Source organism: Aquaspirillum sp., from assembly GCF_055136605.1.
The window spans coordinates 1-16,351 of the sequence record NZ_JBSQVP010000053.1; the positions used below are offsets into that span (position 1 = coordinate 1).

Sequence of the window (16,351 nt, forward strand, 5' to 3'; positions counted from 1 at the left end):
ATCGCCGACCACACGGAATAACGCCCTCCCACCCAATCCCAAAAAGGAAAACAGTTCTCGGGAGCAATGCCAAATGCGGTTGCCGCAGGGATATTGCTGGAAACAGCAACGAAATGTTGTTGTATGGCCTCAACACTGCCGCCTTGGGCCAAGAACCATTCTCGGGCGGCTTGTGCGTTTAGTAAGGTTTCTGGAGTGCTGAAAGACTTGGAAGCAACAATAAATAAGGTTTCTGCTGCATCCAAGGCTTCTAATGTATCGGCGAGATGTCGCCCATCGAGATTCGAAACAAAGTGCAATTCTACTTTGCCAACTGAATACGGTTTGAGGGCACGTGTGACCAACATTGGCCCGAGGTCGGAACCACCGATACCAATATTCACGACATGTCGAATCGGTTTGCCGTTATGTCCCCGCCAGTGTTGTTGGTGAATTTTTTCGACAAATTCACCCACGCGTTGTAATACCGCTTGGATTGACGGCACGATATTCTCACCATCAACACGGATATCACTGTCCGCCGGTGCGCGTAGCGCGTGGTGCATGACGGCACGTTGTTCACTGACATTGATGGCGTCACCTGCCTGTAAACGCTGCATCCAATTGGCTAATTCAGCGGTATGAGCCAACTCAATCAATAAATCGCGTGTGCGTTCGGTGATGCGGTTTTTTGAATAATCCAGCAACAAGCCGTCTAACCGTAATGAAAAACGCTGAAAGCGATCTGGCTCGGTGGCGAATAAATCGCGCATGTGGAGATGACGGGTTGCACGTTGGTGTTGATGCAGTTGTACCCACACCGAGGAAAGATTGATTTGACTCATACACAACAAGTTTTAGAGGTTAGGGGACAAGGCGAATGAAATGTTCACGATAGTGTTTCATCTCTTCGATGGATTCGTAGATATCGGCTAGGGCTTCATGGCGCCCTTTTTTAACCACCCCTTTTGCCACATCAGGACGCCAGCGCTTTGCCAGCTCTTTTAGGGTCGATACGTCTAAATTGCGATAGTGAAAATAATCTTCCAGCGTTGGCATCCACCGCGCCATAAAGCGTCGATCTTGGCAAATCGAGTTGCCACACATGGGCGACTTGCGTGCCGGTACATATTGGCTGATAAAGGCCAACATCTGGGCTTCGGCTTCTTGTTCGGTGAGGGTAGAGGCTTTCACCTTATCAATCAGGCCACTTTTGCCGTGGGTGTTTTTATTCCAATCGTCCATCGCGTCTAACACGGTGTCTGGTTGATGAACAACCAACACCGGCGATTCGGCAACTGTGTTTAGATTGGCATCGGTAATCACCACCGCCAGTTCAATAATGCGGTCGCGGTCGGGGAACAGGCCAGTCATTTCCATGTCTAGCCAAATGAGATGGTTTTGATCTTGCGCCATAGCGGTCTGTCCTTCAAAATCTTCAAATTGTCGCACACATTTTAGGTCAAGCAGCGCCCATTTATGAACGATACCCTGTCCGCTTTTCCTTTTACGGTGGTTTTTTTGTCTTTGTTGGGTATCTCATCTGTTGTGCAGAGTTATTTAGCGTATCGACAACGCCGTCATGTTGCCGCTTATGCAGGGCGGGTGCCCCGTCTGTTTGCCGCGCATATTCCCCCTGAACAGCATGAAAAAGCCGCGCAATACACCCTTGCCAAAAGCCGCTTGGGTCAGGTTCAGCTGGTATTCCATACCCTGATGGTGCTGTTATTAACCTTAGGTGGTGGGTTTGAGTGGTTGCAACAAATATGGGCAGGACTTCTACCGCAGGGCATTGCCCAACAAACCGTAGTTTTACTCTCGGTCTTTGCTGTGTTACAGCTGGTTGAACTGCCATTTCTCTATTACTCCCATTTTCACCTTGAAGCCCGTTTTGGTTTTAACCGCCTGTCACGTCGTCTATTTATCCTCGATGTCTTTCGCGGTGCATTATTGGGTGGGGTGTTAGGTGGAGGTTTGATGGCTGCGTTGTTGGCGCTGATGATCTGGGCTGGCGAACTGTGGTGGCTGTGGGCGTGGCTGTTGTGGGTTGGGTTTTCTATTTTGCTGATGGTGATTTTTCCGCTGTGGATTGCACCGTTGTTTAATCGTTTTACGCCGCTGGCTGACGCGGTACTCAAAGATAGGGTGGAACAGTTATTACAGCGTTGTGGTTTTGATAGTCAGGGCATTTTTGTGATGGACAGTTCAAAACGCTCTGCTCATGGCAATGCCTATTTCACTGGCTTTGGTCGTGCTAAGCGTATCGTGTTTTTCGATACGTTATTAGACCATCTTAGTCATGACGAAATTGAAGCCGTGCTGGCGCATGAATTGGGGCATTTTCATTATCAACATATTCGACAACGGCTATTCGGCAGCATGGTTTTTAGCCTGTTGTTATTTGCGGTGTTGGGGGTGTTAGCCGATACCCCTGCCTTTTATCAACAGTTAGGGGTCGCCACGACTTCTGCGGCGGCTGCACTATTTTTATTCAGCCAATTATTACCGCTATTATTGTTCCCACTGACCCCCATTTTTAGCGCATTATCACGGCGGCAGGAGTATCAGGCCGATGATTTTGCCGCCCAATATGCACCGGCAGCCGCATTGATCAGTGCCTTAACCAAACTGTATCGGGATAATGCTGCCACATTAACGCCCGATCCACTGCACTCCGCTTTCTATGATTCACATCCCCCCGCCACCGCACGGGTGGCTAAACTGCAAGGATTTTTGTCTTGAGTCGTTCCCCCGCACGTCCTTCCCGTTCTTTGCATGATGCACAAGCAAAAACCGCTGAACTCACCGGTGTGATTGTGAAAAGTCATGGCCGCCGCTTTATTGTTGAATTGGCCGATGGCATCTGTTATGACTGTACCACTCGCGGCAAGCGTACCGACTATGCCTGTGGTGATGTGGTGTACCTAACAATTGAAAATGCCGAACAAGGGGTGATCAGTGGCCATGAAACCCGTTCTTCTCTGTTATATCGTTCTGATGCTTTTCGCAGCAAGATTATTGCGGCCAATGTGTCGCTCTTGGTTTTGGTGGTCGCGCCCGTGCCAACGTTTAGCGAGGAATTGTTAGCGTGCTGTTTATTGGCTGCAGAAGCGGCTGGTATAGAAGCACGCATTGTGTTGAACAAGGCCGATCTTCCCGAAGTGGTTCAAGCACGACAGCAATTAGCCCCCTTTGTTGCCTTGGGCTATCCCGTCCTAGAGTTATCTGCCTTGCAAGATGTTTCGCCATTGCGCCAATGGTTACAAGACCAGACATCGGTATTGGTTGGGCAATCCGGCATGGGAAAATCAACTTTGACCAATGCCTTAGTGCCTGAAGCGGCGGCACGGGTAGGCGATATTTCTGTGGCGTTAGATTCGGGACGACACACAACCACCCATGCACAGCTTTATCATCTTGATGCTAGCTCACACTTGATTGATTCTCCCGGCTTACAAGAATTTGGTTTGCAGCATATCGAGCCGTTGGCTTTAGCCGGTTATTTCCCCGATTTTCAACCCTTCTTGGGGCAGTGCAAATTTCATAATTGTTTGCATTTGGTTGAACCCAGTTGTGCACTACAGCAGGCGGTACAGCGTGGTGAATTATCAGAAAAGCGTGTGGCGTTTTATCAGCGTATTTTCCGCAGTTTACAAAAAACACACTAAATCTGTACTTGGTGGATAAGCATAGCGTATCCACCCAAAAATCAACTGGTGTAGAGCCCATGTTGGGCTGCTGAAATTTGGCAACCCAACACAACGACTTAGCGTGATTTCATTTGGTATTTTTTCTCGAGTGCAGCCACGCCCCAAGCCAATAACAAGGTCAAGCCAAGGTAGAGGAAAGAAATGGTGAGGTAGGGTTCCCAATAGCGAGAATACACCCCTGCCACCGTACGCGCTGCAAAGGCCAACTCTGCCAAGCCAATCGCCGACACCAGCGAGCTATCCTTTAACAGCATAATGGCTTCATTCCCCAGCGGCGGTAACATGCGGCGGAATGCTTGTGGAATGATGATTTCCTTCATCGCTTGACCATAGGACATGCCCAATGAACGAGCGGCTTCCATTTGTCCTTTGTCAATCGACTGAATGCCGGCACGGAAGATTTCAGTGATGTACGCTCCAGCGTTGAGCGTTAATGCCAGCAAACCAGATAAAAAGGCACCATAGTTTTGCCGTAATTCGCGTGCGCTATCGCCAGCAATCAGTAAACCATCGACTGGATGGACTAACATTGGCATCAGTGCAAAGTGAATCAGCAAAATTTGTACAAATAGCGGCGTACCACGAAAAAAAGTGACATAGGCAGCAGCGGGTAGCCGCACGCCAAAACGCAATAAATAGCGTTGTGCCCCATGTTTGGCATCAGCCAAACGCGCCATGCCCATCAATAAACCAATTAGCGTGCCAAAAAAGACCGCGATGAGGGTAATCATCAGCGTCATCTTGAGGCCATTGATGAACAAGGGCATGTATTCGATAATCATCGCCCAGCGAAAGTCCATAGCGTTCCCCGTTTTTTATGTGGTGAAAAAATTAAAAGAAGCGCAACCGGGATGACCGGTGCGCTTCCAATAGAGCAGAGAAAATGGGGTTAGCCCGCTTTTTTCTCGCCAAACCACTTGGCGTAGATCTTATCGTAAGTGCCGTCTGCTTTAATGGCTTTCAGTCCTTCGTTAAGTTTGCCTAAGAGTTCTGCATTGCCTTTTTTCACTGCAATACCGTAGAACTCAGGGGAGAAGCTTTGATTGTCTTCAATCAGGCTCAAACCAGCGTTGGCGTTGTTTTGCAGATAGTTAATGACCACACCATTATCCGCCACCACAGCCTGTACGCCGCCACTCTCCAGCTCTTTCATCGCCAATGGCGTGCTTTCAAAGCGTTTGATGTCTTCGCTGGTTTTGCCTAACAGCTTTTGTACCACTTCATCACCGGTAGTACCGGTTTGAACGCCGACTTTTTTACCTTTCAAATCATTGAAAGTTTTAATATCGGTCACCCCTTTGCCGACAGCAATCAGCTGGCGTGCTTCAAAGTAGGGTTCGGTAAAGTCCATCGATTGTTTGCGCTCGTCGGTGATGGTGACGGCAGAAATCACGATGTCACGGTCACCTTGATCCAGCGTAGCAAAGATACCTTCCCACGGGGTGTTGACGAATTTAACTTGAATACCCGCTTTTTCTGCGATGGCACTCAAGACGTCAATATCAAAGCCTTGGACTTCTTTTTTCTCATTTTCAAACTCGAACGGTGCATAAGCGGCATCCGTTCCAACGACGTAGGTGCGTGTTTCAGTTGCAGCTGGCGCAGCGGGGGCAGCTGCATTATCAGCAGGTTTGGGTTCAGCACTCTTACCACATGCTGCCACAAAGGCACTTGCTACCAGCGCCATTAACAGCTTTCGTCGTGAAAATTCCATGGGGAAACTCCCTGTGTCGTAACACATCAAAATATTGAACATCTGGTGACACGTCAAAGACGGTCCCAGTCAGACGGTGGTAATATAAATATCACCTAAGTAGTTCTTCAATCATTAAATGCAATTTTTCTCTACCTTTTTGCTAAAAACTGCTGATGAAACATTTATACAACGTCCTTCTCGTAGTTTTTTGCACTGCAATGATGCCTGTGGCGTACGCAGAAGATGCGCCATTGCCAGGTGATTTCGTGCCACAAGTGCAAAAAAAACGCCCTGCTGTTACTCGTACGGCCTCACCTAGCCAACCCGTTGCAGACAAAAAACCGACTCAACGGGCAGTAAGAAAGGCTGTGACTAAGAAACAGCCAACCGTTAACAAAGCGAAAAAGGTCAAAGCAAAAGTCACGCCCAAAAATCAGCGTATGCTAAAAGCGCGTGCTCAATCTCAACTAAAAGGCAAACTCGCCAAGTCGGTTAAACCTTCACGTCAAGTTGTGAAAAACAAAGCCGCCTTGCGAGCACAAGCGGCCAAGAAAAAAGCGGTGGTAACAAAAGCAAAAATACGCCCTGCAACAAAAATCGCCAGCAAAAAAGCCCCAGTTACGCGGGCGAAGACTGCGCTTGCTGCTAAACAGGTCAAGAAACCCACGGTAGTGAAACGCTCGCCTGCTCAGGTACGTCGTGCTGTTGTGAAAAAGAAAGCGATCAACAACGCGAAAAAACCGTTACTAAAAACCAGTAAAAACAATAAGGTAGCTAAAAAAGCTGCTGTGGTGAGAAAAAAACAAGAAAAAGTGCTTGCTAAAACCAATAAGCGCTGACATAATGAACTTCTCTTCAGCGCCGGTGTAGCTCAGTTGGTAGAGCACCTGACTTGTAATCAGGGGGTCGCGAGTTCGAATCCTGCCGCCGGCACCACAGAATCAAAAAGTGATGCTTAGCATGACTTAAAAAACCCAGCAAAAGCCTTGTGCCTGCTGGGTTTTTTGTCGTTGGTGCTTTCTGTTGATAACATTTTGGATAAACTGTGATTTTTCCATGATGTTAAGGTAAAACAGTGAGAGCACGTCGTTTATCATCATCAATCCCAGTGATTTCTTTTGAGCTTTGTCCTGCAAAGACTTATCTCCACGCAGAGACAGGAGATGTGCAGCTTGGCAGATCCGTTTTTAATCATTGTCAAATCGTAGGAGAAGTTGCAAAAGCATTGATGAGTCACTATGCCTTTGCGATTGATTTTCCTGCGGGTTCTCATCTTGTTGCCGCTTGTCACGATATTGGCAAAGTCAGTCCCTATTTCTACGAAAAGTTAAGACAAGCTTGTCACAAAAATTCCCTTGAAAAATTGCCAGACATCACTCCAGAAAAAGAATCCCAGTGGGGTGGCCATGCAGGAGTGAGTCAAATTGCTGCACAGGCAATGGGAGTTAGCCCACTTTTAGCGGAGGTTCTTGGCCAGCATCATGGCTTTCGACCTGAAGTAGGTAGCTATTCGGCAGAGGCTGAAGTGTTTGGTGGTACCGGCTGGCAGCAGGAAAGAGAAAAGTTAGTTCAAGCCTTAAAAGAAACACTTAATGCAAATTGGCCAATTGTGTCGGATCCAGTACAAGCACGTTTGCTAGCGGGTCTAACCAGCGTGGCAGACTGGATAGGTTCTGGCGCTTGGTTTGAAGATCCACAAAAAGATTGGCGGCCTTTCATTCAATCTGCACTAGATGATGTGGGTTTTGTCCCGCCACTTATTCGCCATAATCTTGATTTTCATAAAATCTTTGGATTTTCTCCCCGACCATTACAAGAAACGCTTTGTCAGGCAATTAGCAAGCCCGGTGTCTATGTATTAGAAGCACCAATGGGTCAAGGAAAAACAGAGGCTGCTTTATTTGCTGCGTATCAAATGCTTGTGTCAAAACAGGCAATGGGTATTTATTTTGCTTTGCCGACTCAACTTACCTCTAACAAAGTTTATGAGCGTTTTTCCGATTTTCTTGAAAAGATTTTGTTACCAAATTGTCGCCATCGCCGTGGTTTATTGCTTCATGGACAGGCATGGTTATTAGACACCGAAATGGGTGAGGAAGGTCGGCCCGGTGGTGCATGGTTTAACCAAGCAAAAAGGGGACTATTAGCTCCTTTCGCAGTAGGAACTATCGACCAAGCGCTGATGGCAGCCATGAATGTCAAACATGGTTTTGTGCGTGCCTTTGGGTTAGCAGGCAAAGTTGTGATTCTAGATGAGGTACATAGCTATGATATGTATACAGGAACTATTCTGTCTGAATTAGTGAAATTGCTGCGTCAGCTTAACTGCACTGTCATTGTTTTGAGTGCAACCTTAACTCAGCGTAGGCGAGAGCAACTATTAGATACTTCAGTAAAGAACCATGACTACCCATTGGTTTCTGCCTTGGCACATCAAAGTCACCTAGTCGAAATTTCAACAGAACCGCCCGAAAAACGAGAAATTAACCTTAAGTTTCTGACAAAAGATGAAGATGCGATAGAAGAAGCTTTATATCGTGCACAACAGGGGCAACAAGTTCTTTGGGTGGAAAATACTGTTGCACAAGCACAGCATTTTTATCAAATTCTTGCTGCCCGAGGAAAAGAACTCAATGTTCAATGTGGTCTATTACATTCTCGTTTTACACTCAGTCATCGTCAATCTAACGAAAACAAGTGGGTTAACTTGTTTGGTAAAGAGAACTGGCAACAAAGATGTTTACAGGGCCGGATCTTGGTTGGGACTCAGGTTGTTGAGCAATCATTAGATATTGATGCTGATTTTTTGATCAGTCGTTTTGCTCCAACCGATATGTTGCTACAACGCCTTGGTCGTTTATGGCGACATCAAAACACACCAAGACCAAAGGATGCACGACTAGAGGCATGGTTATTAGCACCAGATTTACAAGCTGCGATTGCCTCTCCCCTACAAGCATTTGCTAGCACTGCTTCTGTGTATAGCAGCTATGTTTTATGTCGTAGTTTAGAGAGTTGGCAATGTCAATCTTCGATCTGTTTGCCGGATAATATTCGACCACTCTTAGAAGCCACCTATTGCGATAGAAATGAATCTGGCGACATGGCACGTTGGCAATATGAACTTGAGCATGGAGTCCAGCGTGGAAACTATCGGCAAATTGGGCGCCAAGACTTGCAACGGCTGGCGCACGGTACACTGGCGACTGCTGGTAACACGCAATCAGATCATCATTGTGCAACACGATATAGTGAACAAGACAGTATCGACGTCCTGTTATTAACAGCGATTCGCTATTTACCAGAAACACAACAAACACAGCTGACCTTATTAGATGGGTCTACCTGTTGTTTTCCAACTCAACGTCATCAATGGCCAGCGGCAAAGTGGCGAAAACTGACCATCCGGCTGATGCGCGAGCTGATTCAACTACGTCCTAGCCTTGCACCTCCTGCTTGCCAAAAAGCGCAATTGGAAAAATTGGGATTTCAACATTTGTTTTACCTCGGAGAACGACAGCATGAAGAATCTTTTTTGCGTATTGGCTTGGTAAATGAATGTGACAAGGTTAATATGCCTTTTGAGCAGATGATGGAAAATAAGTATGACCACACTTACCGTGATGACTTAGGTTATCAGGTACTGAAATCTTCTTGAGAGCGACACAATGCAAAACCGCTTTAACCTGATAGATGAACCGTGGCTGCCAATAGCCGACGTGGGCCGAGTAAGTTTAACCGAGTTTTTTACCCATCCAGACTATCGAGCATTAGGGGGTTCACCCGTACAAAAAATAGCGCTGTTGAAATTACTGCTGGCCTTAGCCCAAGCTGCGGCAACACCACATGATGAGTCAGCATGGCTGGCGATGGATGAACAAACATTGGCAGCGCGTTGTTTAACCTATCTTCAACGTTGGCGAGATGCCTTTTTCCTCTATGGTGAAAAACCATTCTTACAAGTTCCGGCAATTCAAAAGGCAGAGTGCAAAAGTTATGGAACTGCACTTCCCGATGTCTCTACTGGCAACACCACTGTATTGACACAAACCCAGCAGGAAAAACCTTTAGATGACGCGGATAAAGCATTGTTATTAGTCGAACAAATGGGGTTTGCGCTTGGTGGTAAAAAAACAGATAACAGCGTGGTGCTTACCTCTGGCTATCCAAATAAAACCAATGCAAAAGGAAAACCATCTTCTGCCAAAGCGGGGCCTTCAGTAGGGTTTATGGGTCTATTGCATAACTTTGTTTTAGGCGAAACACTGTGGCAGACCCTGCGCCTTAATCTCTTCACTCAGCAAGATATTCAGCAAAGTGGTTTGTATCCAGGTGGAGTTGGACGTGCAATATGGGAGGAAATGCCAACGGGCGAAGACTGTTCGATTGCACGTGTTCATAAAACAACATTAATGGGGCGTTTAGTACCGTTGTCCCGTTTTTGTCTGTTTACTGACAATGGTTTGCACTACAGCGAAGGAATTGCACATCCAGATTACAAAGTCGGGGGTGTTGATCCCTCAATTGCAGTTGATCGTCGCGCCAAAGAGCCGAAAGTGTTATGGGTCAATCCCTTGCGTCGTCCTTGGCGAGAACTCACCGCGTTACTCGGTTTTGTTGAGTCTCAGCAAAATACCTTTGATTGTCTGCAGCTACGAGTTGCAGTACGGCATGCCAAATTAGTCAGTGACTGTTTTGCTATTTGGTCAGGTGGGTTACGTGTCAGCAGTAACGCAGGTGAGCAGTATGTATCTGGAGATGATGATTACGTTGAATCGGTCTTTTGGCTTTATGCCTCAGAATTAGATGGTGAATGGCTAGCCAATTTGCGTGGTGAAATTGATGTCCTCAATGACTTCTCTAAATTGCTATATGGCTGTGTAATCAGTTATTACAAAGAACAAAAAGTTGATGGTAAAACCATAGCAGAACAAGCCACGGCTTTGTTTTGGCAATTGTGTGAACGAGAAGCACAAACCCTCCTTCATGCTTGTGAGCGCAGCCAAGTGCAACAACGCTTCCAATTACGTCGTCGATTTGCTGACAATCTACACCATATTTTTAATACCCAATGCCCACAGCAAACGGCGCGACAACTGGATGCGTGGGCAAAAAGTCGTCCTAATCTTCGTAAATACCTGCATCTACAACAGGAGGCCGCATGAGTGAGAATAAAAAACCTGATAAGGCACAACAGTTCATCCGCTATGTCCTAGATAACTGTCTGCGAGATAAGGGTTTTGCTGCACGGTTACGGCGTGCTGATAACCCTGCCACTGAGTATCAAAGTTGGGAGCTATTAGCCACATTTAACATCCCTATTGAATTCGATCACCCTCGATTACCTTATTTATTGGTGGCTGCTGCGGTTGCTCGTGCAAAAGCAGATCAAAATGGTTCATGCTCTCTTGGTGCTGCAATCGCGGCGTGTTATGAGGAAGGTGCTAACAGTGATCAGGCTAAAGCAAGATTACGTCGGTTATTAGCGTGTGATGATACGGCTGAAGTGTGTCGGATTCTGCGTGGTGTTCTCTCTCTTATCCAAAGCAAAACGCGCCAGACGCTAGATTATGAGCGTTTATTAAAACAGTTATTACAGTTTGGGCGAGATAATCAACGGGTTAAAGCGCAATGGGCACAGGAGTTTTACCATAGACCTGTAGAAGAGGAACAAGTATGAGCCAAACCCTGTTTGCTAGCGTATTACGGCTCAATCGACAGGATTGCCACGCATTACGAATAACCGATCCATATTCGTTGCATCGAGTGGTGTATAGCTTATTTCCTGATATTCGCAGTGAGTTGGATAAACAAACCAGCGAAACCAGTGGTATTCAGTTTGCGGATTTAGGGGGCGATTTTCATGGCCGTGATGTGCTTTTGTTATCTAATCGCGAGCCAATGGAGAAAGTGGATGGTCAGTATGGCGAAATCCGTACACAGCCACTACCAAACCATTTTTTATCCCATCATCGTTATCGTTTTAAGTTAATTGTCAATCCTACTCGCCGAAACAACAGCACTAAAAAATTAGTACCAATTCGTCAGCGTGATGAAATTGCTGCATGGTTTGTTAAACGTGCTCAAGCTAATTGGGGATTTATTGTAGAACAAACCCAGTTACAAATTGACCGTGTTGAGGTGTTGCGTTTTCAAGATAAATCGCAGCGCAATGTGACGCTTGCTCAAGCGCATTTGCAAGGCACATTACAAGTTATTTCGCCCGATCTCTTCGCTGCAAGTTTTGCCCGTGGGATAGGACGAGGTAGAGCTTTTGGTTGTGGCCTATTACAAATTGTTCCTCTGATTAACCCCTCTTCTAACGCCTGATAAGGATGTTAAGTCATGCTTAAAAATACCCGTATTGAGTTTCACATTTTGCAATCTTTTCCCGTCACTTGCTTAAATCGTGATGATGTTGGCGCCCCTAAAACAGCGATTATTGGCGGTACCACACGTGCACGGGTGAGCTCGCAATGTTGGAAGCGTCAGGTACGCTTGGCCATGAAAGACTTTGGTATCAAATTGGGTGTGCGAACCAAAAAAGTTGAGGCGCTATTGCAACAGGCCTTAGTGGATGTGGGGGCAGATGAGGTCGCTGCGACTGCATGTGCTCAGAAGATGGCCGAGACATTAAGCGACGATACCTTGCTGTTTTTGAGTGGAACTGAGGCGGCGGCTTTTGCGGATTATGCGAAGGCATTGGCATTTGATGCCAGCAAAATCAAGGATAAGGATTTAGCAAAGGTTGCAAAGAAAGCATTGAGTTCTGCTGTCGACGCCCTTGATATTGCGTTATTTGGTCGAATGGTGGCGAAGGCTGCCGAGATGAATGTTGAAGCGGCTGCGAGTTTTTCTCATGCAATTTCAACACATAAAGTCAGTAATGAAGTTGAGTTTTTCACTGCGTTAGATGATTTGCAAACAGAACCCGGGTCGGCACATATGGGTAGCTTAGAATATAACGCTGCCACTTATTATCGTTATATCAGCCTCGATTTAGGGCAACTCGCACAAACGCTAGGTGAGGGACAACTTAAACAAGCGATTGCTGCTTTCACTCAGGCGTTGTTTGTTGCTGTACCGTCTGCACGTCAAACGACACAGTCGGGCGCGTCTCCATGGGAGTTTGCCAAGGTTTTCGTCCGTCGGGGACAACGCTTACAAGTGCCTTTTGAAACAGCGATTAAAGCGCAAAATGGTGGTTATCTACAGCCTAGTATCGCGGCATTGAAAGATTATTTGGCTAAAAAAGAAAAATTATCTGGTTCTTTGTTCGGCAAGGTTGCCGATTTTGAATGGGGGGAAGATGAGAATTTTTCTATAGATGATTTAATTGCTGGCTTACAAACTCATGTTGAGTGAGGGTAAAGAATGAGCAACCCTTATTTGTTGTTATGGCTAGAAGGGCCATTGCAAGCATGGGGACATGATTCGCGTTTTGGTCGCCGTGACAGTTTGCCTTTTCCAACAAAATCGGGGGTTTTAGGTTTGTTGTGTTGTGCTCTTGGTGCGGGTGGGGCACAGCGTGATTTATTGGCTCAGTTGGCGGATTTAGATATGCAGCTTGTAGCATATACTCCAAAAAACAACGACAACAAACCTAGTTTACGTCAACCATTACTACGTGATTTTCATATGGTGGGTAGTGGTTATGATGACGCGGATCCATGGCAAAATCTACTGATTCCAAAAACAAGTGATGGCAAGAAAGCGGTAGGGGGAGGGACAAAAATGACCTACCGCTATTATCTTCAAGATATGGCTTTTGCTGTCGTGTTGGAGGTTCCAACAGAACAAGCGGATGCCTTTGCCGAGGCATTGCGTTGCCCTGTATGGGATGTTTACCTTGGCCGCAAAACTTGTGTCCCTACCGAGTTGGTGTATCAGGGTATTTATGTGGATACGGAACATGCACTGAAATTTGCTGATGAATTAGCTTGTGTGAAAAACCGTGCTCGTAGTTTTTTTGTACGTCAAGGTGCGCATGATGGCGAAGTCATCACCTTAAACGATGTTCCTTTGCAATTTGGCCAGGACAAGCGCTATCGCGATCGTCAAGTCACGGTATTTTACTCTGAGGAGGATTCAACATTATGAGCCAAATCCAGCGCCTGCTAGTGAAGGTGACTCGTGAATCTTTGCCACAAGTAAAAGATAAATATCCATTTCTTTACCTAGAACGTGGGCGGCTGGAGGTTGATGATAGTAGTGTGAAATGGTTGGATGCTGATGGGCAAGTGATTCCTTTGCCCATTGCAACGATCAATACATTGCTACTCGGGCCAGGTACAAGCATCACCCATGAAGCTGTTAAAACAATGGTTGCCGCAAATTGTTCTGTCAGTTGGGTCGGTGAAGATAGTTTGCTGTTTTATGCAGCGGGGTTTTTACCCACTGCAGATACGCGTAACCTTAAACAGCAAATTAAGCTTGCTGCCGATGAAGAACTTGCCTTGGGTGTTGCGAAACAACTTTTTGCACGTCGTTTTCCAGATGCTGATCTGGAGGATAAGACTTTGGCTTCTATGATGGGCATGGAAGGACAACGAGTCAAAAATCTTTACCAAGAGAAAGCCGAAGAATATCAAGTTGGCTGGAAAGGACGACAGTATGTTCCTGGTAAGTTCGAGTTGGGTGATATCACTAACCAGGTTCTAACTGCTTGTAATGCTGCCCTCTATGGCATTCTCTGTTCTGTTGTTCATAGCTTAGGCTATTCTCCTCATATTGGTTTTATTCACTCAGGTAGCCCATTGCCTTTTGTTTACGATCTTGCTGATTTATATAAAGAAAATTTATGTATTGATCTGGCCTTTTCTCTCACTAAAGACATGGCTGGTCGTTACAACAAGCACATTGTTTCTGCTCAATTTAGAAAACGTGCACTGGACATGGATTTGTTGGATACAGCAGTGTCCGATATAAATTCACTAATGCGAGGAAAACATGGTCATCGTCATCGCAAATGAACTGCCTCCTGCTGTTCGTGGACGTATGAAATTATGGTTCATAGAACCACGGGCAAATGTTTTTGTATCTGGTATTAAAGATTCTGTTGCACAAACCGTGGTTGACTATCTGGTAAAACATTGCCCCGTTGAATCTGGTGTAATGATCTATGTTTCGCAGCCTAAACCACCTGGATATCGTATAGTCACGATTGGAACACCAAGAAAGCCGCAGACCACAATTGATGGATTGCAATTGATAGTAGAAACCCTAAATTCCTCAGAACTACAATAGCTAGTATAATAGTAGTATGCTCAGCACAATCTGTTGCTGTCTTCCCCACGCCCGTGGGGGTGTTTCCTCATCTCGCTCATCGTCTGAAATCTGTGCTTTGTCTTCCCCACGCCCGTGGGGGTGTTTCTGAGTTAAATCCGGCTGCTAACGGCCTGATTCCGTCTTCCCCACGCCCGTGGGGGTGTTTCTCTTGAACGGCCATTGCTGCCTTTCGTCGCTTGGTCTTCCCCACGCCCGTGGGGGTGTTTCCGATTAGACTGTGAGCCGATAACGTGGAACGGGGTCTTCCCCACGCCCGTGGGGGTGTTTCTCGCTACTTAGCTCAATGACGCAAAGCTATGGCGTCTTCCCCACGCCCGTGGGGGTGTTTCCGGTGAAGCGCTTCAGGAAATCGCAAACAAGAAGTCTTCCCCACGCCCGTGGGGGTGTTTCCAACACGCAAGCGAATGCCGCATCCTGCAGGGCGTCTTCCCCACGCCCGTGGGGGTGTTTCTTTGAAGATTACGTTAGAAAATGGGCGAATAAAGTCTTCCCCACGCCCGTGGGGGTGTTTCCAGGTCCGTCCATTGATGATCGGGTGCGCGTTTGTCTTCCCCACGCCCGTGGGGGTGTTTCTCTGTCGCCACGCTTTTAGTTGATGGTGGTCACGTCTTCCCCACGCCCGTGGGGGTGTTTCTCATTCGCGACCTTGATGTGAGAACGCTTGAAAGTCTTCCCCACGCCCGTGGGGGTGTTTCTCCGAAGGGTTTTCGGTATCAAACTGTGATGGCGTCTTCCCCACGCCCGTGGGGGTGTTTCTCACTAACACGCCCAAGATTGGCTAGTTCCTGCGTCTTCCCCACGCCCGTGGGGGTGTTTCTTATAATGCAGCGATGATGGCTTTGCAGGCAGCGTCTTCCCCACGCCCGTGGGGGTGTTTCAATGGATGAAAAGTCTGTATCAGAATATGAACTGTCTTCCCCACGCCCGTGGGGGTGTTTCTTTGGCTTGTTCGCGCAATGCGGCCATGTTGGTGTCTTCCCCACGCCCGTGGGGGTGTTTCCGCTAAATTAAGCGTGTCAACCCAAGGGAGATTGTCTTCCCCACGCCCGTGGGGGTGTTTCCGCACTCAAAGCAGCAGGTGTTATTGCCGGTGGGTCTTCCCCACGCCCGTGGGGGTGTTTCCGTCTGTTGCGCTGATGTCAGATAGCGACACGCGTCTTCCCCACGCCCGTGGGGGTGTTTCTTAAGTTTGAAAACACTGAGCCAGCCAATGTCGGTCTTCCCCACGCCCGTGGGGGTGTTTCTCAACACCGTCAACGAATCCGTATTGCTCAATGGTCTTCCCCACGCCCGTGGGGGTGTTTCCAATTCTCTTGGTACAAGAAAGGGAAGATTGGCGTCTTCCCCACGCCCGTGGGGGTGTTTCCTTTACGCGATCATTTCGCGGGTCTTGCAATGCGTCTTCCCCACGCCCGTGGGGGTGTTTCCGGCGACTCTATGCCGAGCAGGGTGCGGATGCGGTCTTCCCCACGCCCGTGGGGGTGTTTCTTGGTTAATTTTTCAAAGCAGCAAGGCAACGGAGTCTTCCCCACGCCCGTGGGGGTGTTTCCCTCTCTAACGATGGCTTGTTGTGGGCTGTTTGTAACGGTCAAATTTTTTGAGACACCAAGATCGGTTTTTTTGTTGCCATGTTCCGCTCGTAAACTGTTGGCGGTAGATTGCCTCGAGCGGAGTGTAG

General features: G+C 47.2%; 15 protein-coding genes, 1 tRNA gene and 1 CRISPR repeat array. Of the genes, 12 read left to right on the top strand and 4 right to left on the bottom strand.

The genetic code is table 11. The annotated features are described in order from the left end of the window. Both ACTBZS_RS09340 and orn read right to left on the bottom strand, forming a co-directional pair. Positions 1-824 (bottom strand): glucose-6-phosphate isomerase (locus ACTBZS_RS09340; protein ID WP_463043937.1); only part of this gene is annotated, 824 nt, incomplete at its 3' end. Between the two features lie 19 nt (positions 825-843). Next, positions 844-1,395, bottom strand: a complete 552-nt coding sequence (gene orn, locus ACTBZS_RS09345) for an oligoribonuclease (RefSeq protein WP_460430039.1) — start codon at positions 1,393-1,395, stop codon at positions 844-846. 63 nt (positions 1,396-1,458) lie between these two features. Here orn and ACTBZS_RS09350 point away from each other — a divergent pair, with 63 nt between their 5' ends. Together ACTBZS_RS09350 and rsgA are read left to right on the top strand one after the other, a co-directional pair. Then, positions 1,459-2,721, top strand: coding sequence for a M48 family metallopeptidase (locus ACTBZS_RS09350; protein ID WP_463043938.1), 1,263 nt, complete (start codon positions 1,459-1,461; stop codon positions 2,719-2,721). A gap of 29 nt (positions 2,722-2,750) precedes the next feature. Continuing rightward, positions 2,751-3,647 carry a ribosome small subunit-dependent GTPase A gene (gene rsgA, locus ACTBZS_RS09355; RefSeq protein WP_463043946.1) on the top strand — a complete coding sequence of 299 codons (897 nt, stop codon included), beginning with the start codon at positions 2,751-2,753 and terminating at the stop codon, positions 3,645-3,647. Between the two features lie 98 nt (positions 3,648-3,745). Here the strand turns inward: rsgA and ACTBZS_RS09360 are convergent, their stop codons facing one another. After that, positions 3,746-4,489 carry an amino acid ABC transporter permease gene (locus ACTBZS_RS09360; protein WP_463043939.1) on the bottom strand — a complete coding sequence of 248 codons (744 nt, stop codon included), beginning with the start codon at positions 4,487-4,489 and terminating at the stop codon, positions 3,746-3,748. Between the two features lie 89 nt (positions 4,490-4,578). Further along, positions 4,579-5,403 carry a basic amino acid ABC transporter substrate-binding protein gene (locus ACTBZS_RS09365; RefSeq protein WP_460430042.1) on the bottom strand — a complete coding sequence of 275 codons (825 nt, stop codon included), beginning with the start codon at positions 5,401-5,403 and terminating at the stop codon, positions 4,579-4,581. Between the two features lie 155 nt (positions 5,404-5,558). Here ACTBZS_RS09365 and ACTBZS_RS09370 point away from each other — a divergent pair, with 155 nt between their 5' ends. The 10 genes from ACTBZS_RS09370 to cas2e all read left to right on the top strand — a co-directional run bounded on the left by ACTBZS_RS09370 (position 5,559) and on the right by cas2e (position 14,631). Next, a complete protein-coding gene (locus tag ACTBZS_RS09370) occupies positions 5,559-6,224 on the top strand; it encodes a hypothetical protein (protein WP_463043940.1) in 666 nt (221 codons plus the stop codon). 21 nt (positions 6,225-6,245) lie between these two features. Then, positions 6,246-6,321, top strand: a tRNA-Thr gene (locus ACTBZS_RS09375). A gap of 229 nt (positions 6,322-6,550) precedes the next feature. Next, entirely contained in the window at positions 6,551-9,043 is a 2,493-nt protein-coding gene (gene cas3 / locus ACTBZS_RS09380) for a CRISPR-associated helicase Cas3' (RefSeq protein WP_463043941.1), read from the top strand. 10 nt (positions 9,044-9,053) lie between these two features. Further along, positions 9,054-10,550, top strand: a complete 1,497-nt coding sequence (gene casA / locus ACTBZS_RS09385) for a type I-E CRISPR-associated protein Cse1/CasA (protein ID WP_463043942.1) — start codon at positions 9,054-9,056, stop codon at positions 10,548-10,550. Next, a complete protein-coding gene (gene casB, locus ACTBZS_RS09390) occupies positions 10,547-11,065 on the top strand; it encodes a type I-E CRISPR-associated protein Cse2/CasB (RefSeq protein WP_022653695.1) in 519 nt (172 codons plus the stop codon). The genes casA and casB overlap by 4 nt, the downstream gene beginning before the upstream one ends. Beyond that, positions 11,062-11,715, top strand: coding sequence for a type I-E CRISPR-associated protein Cas6/Cse3/CasE (gene cas6e, locus ACTBZS_RS09395; protein ID WP_463043943.1), 654 nt, complete (start codon positions 11,062-11,064; stop codon positions 11,713-11,715). Before casB ends, cas6e begins: the two co-directional genes overlap by 4 nt. A gap of 15 nt (positions 11,716-11,730) precedes the next feature. Further along, a complete protein-coding gene (gene cas7e / locus ACTBZS_RS09400) occupies positions 11,731-12,750 on the top strand; it encodes a type I-E CRISPR-associated protein Cas7/Cse4/CasC (RefSeq protein ID WP_463043944.1) in 1,020 nt (339 codons plus the stop codon). A 9-nt stretch (positions 12,751-12,759) separates the two neighbouring features. Continuing rightward, positions 12,760-13,485, top strand: coding sequence for a type I-E CRISPR-associated protein Cas5/CasD (gene cas5e, locus ACTBZS_RS09405; RefSeq protein ID WP_463043945.1), 726 nt, complete (start codon positions 12,760-12,762; stop codon positions 13,483-13,485). Then, a complete protein-coding gene (gene cas1e / locus ACTBZS_RS09410) occupies positions 13,482-14,357 on the top strand; it encodes a type I-E CRISPR-associated endonuclease Cas1e (protein WP_022653700.1) in 876 nt (291 codons plus the stop codon). The genes cas5e and cas1e overlap by 4 nt, the downstream gene beginning before the upstream one ends. Continuing rightward, on the top strand, positions 14,335-14,631 hold the full coding sequence (gene cas2e / locus ACTBZS_RS09415) for a type I-E CRISPR-associated endoribonuclease Cas2e (RefSeq protein WP_081642714.1): 297 nt from the start codon (positions 14,335-14,337) through the stop codon (positions 14,629-14,631). Before cas1e ends, cas2e begins: the two co-directional genes overlap by 23 nt. A 38-nt stretch (positions 14,632-14,669) precedes the next feature. Continuing rightward, positions 14,670-16,222: a CRISPR direct-repeat array (repeat unit 28 nt; unit sequence GTCTTCCCCACGCCCGTGGGGGTGTTTC). Positions 16,223-16,351 lie beyond the last annotated feature (129 nt).

Excerpts from the sequence above, each read along its gene's own strand:
- cas7e (WP_463043944.1), top strand. The coding sequence starts at position 11,731 with ATGCTTAAAAATACCCGTATTGAGTTTCACATTTTGCAATCTTTTCCC.
- ACTBZS_RS09365 (WP_460430042.1), bottom strand. The coding sequence starts at position 5,403 with ATGGAATTTTCACGACGAAAGCTGTTAATGGCGCTGGTAGCAAGTGCC.
- ACTBZS_RS09360 (WP_463043939.1), bottom strand. The coding sequence starts at position 4,489 with ATGGACTTTCGCTGGGCGATGATTATCGAATACATGCCCTTGTTCATC.
- ACTBZS_RS09350 (WP_463043938.1), top strand. The coding sequence starts at position 1,459 with ATGAACGATACCCTGTCCGCTTTTCCTTTTACGGTGGTTTTTTTGTCT.
- cas6e (WP_463043943.1), top strand. The coding sequence starts at position 11,062 with ATGAGCCAAACCCTGTTTGCTAGCGTATTACGGCTCAATCGACAGGAT.
- cas5e (WP_463043945.1), top strand. The coding sequence starts at position 12,760 with ATGAGCAACCCTTATTTGTTGTTATGGCTAGAAGGGCCATTGCAAGCA.
- cas1e (WP_022653700.1), top strand. The coding sequence starts at position 13,482 with ATGAGCCAAATCCAGCGCCTGCTAGTGAAGGTGACTCGTGAATCTTTG.
- ACTBZS_RS09370 (WP_463043940.1), top strand. The coding sequence starts at position 5,559 with ATGAAACATTTATACAACGTCCTTCTCGTAGTTTTTTGCACTGCAATG.
- casB (WP_022653695.1), top strand. The coding sequence starts at position 10,547 with ATGAGTGAGAATAAAAAACCTGATAAGGCACAACAGTTCATCCGCTAT.
- orn (WP_460430039.1), bottom strand. The coding sequence starts at position 1,395 with ATGGCGCAAGATCAAAACCATCTCATTTGGCTAGACATGGAAATGACT.
- cas2e (WP_081642714.1), top strand. The coding sequence starts at position 14,335 with ATGGTCATCGTCATCGCAAATGAACTGCCTCCTGCTGTTCGTGGACGT.
- casA (WP_463043942.1), top strand. The coding sequence starts at position 9,054 with ATGCAAAACCGCTTTAACCTGATAGATGAACCGTGGCTGCCAATAGCC.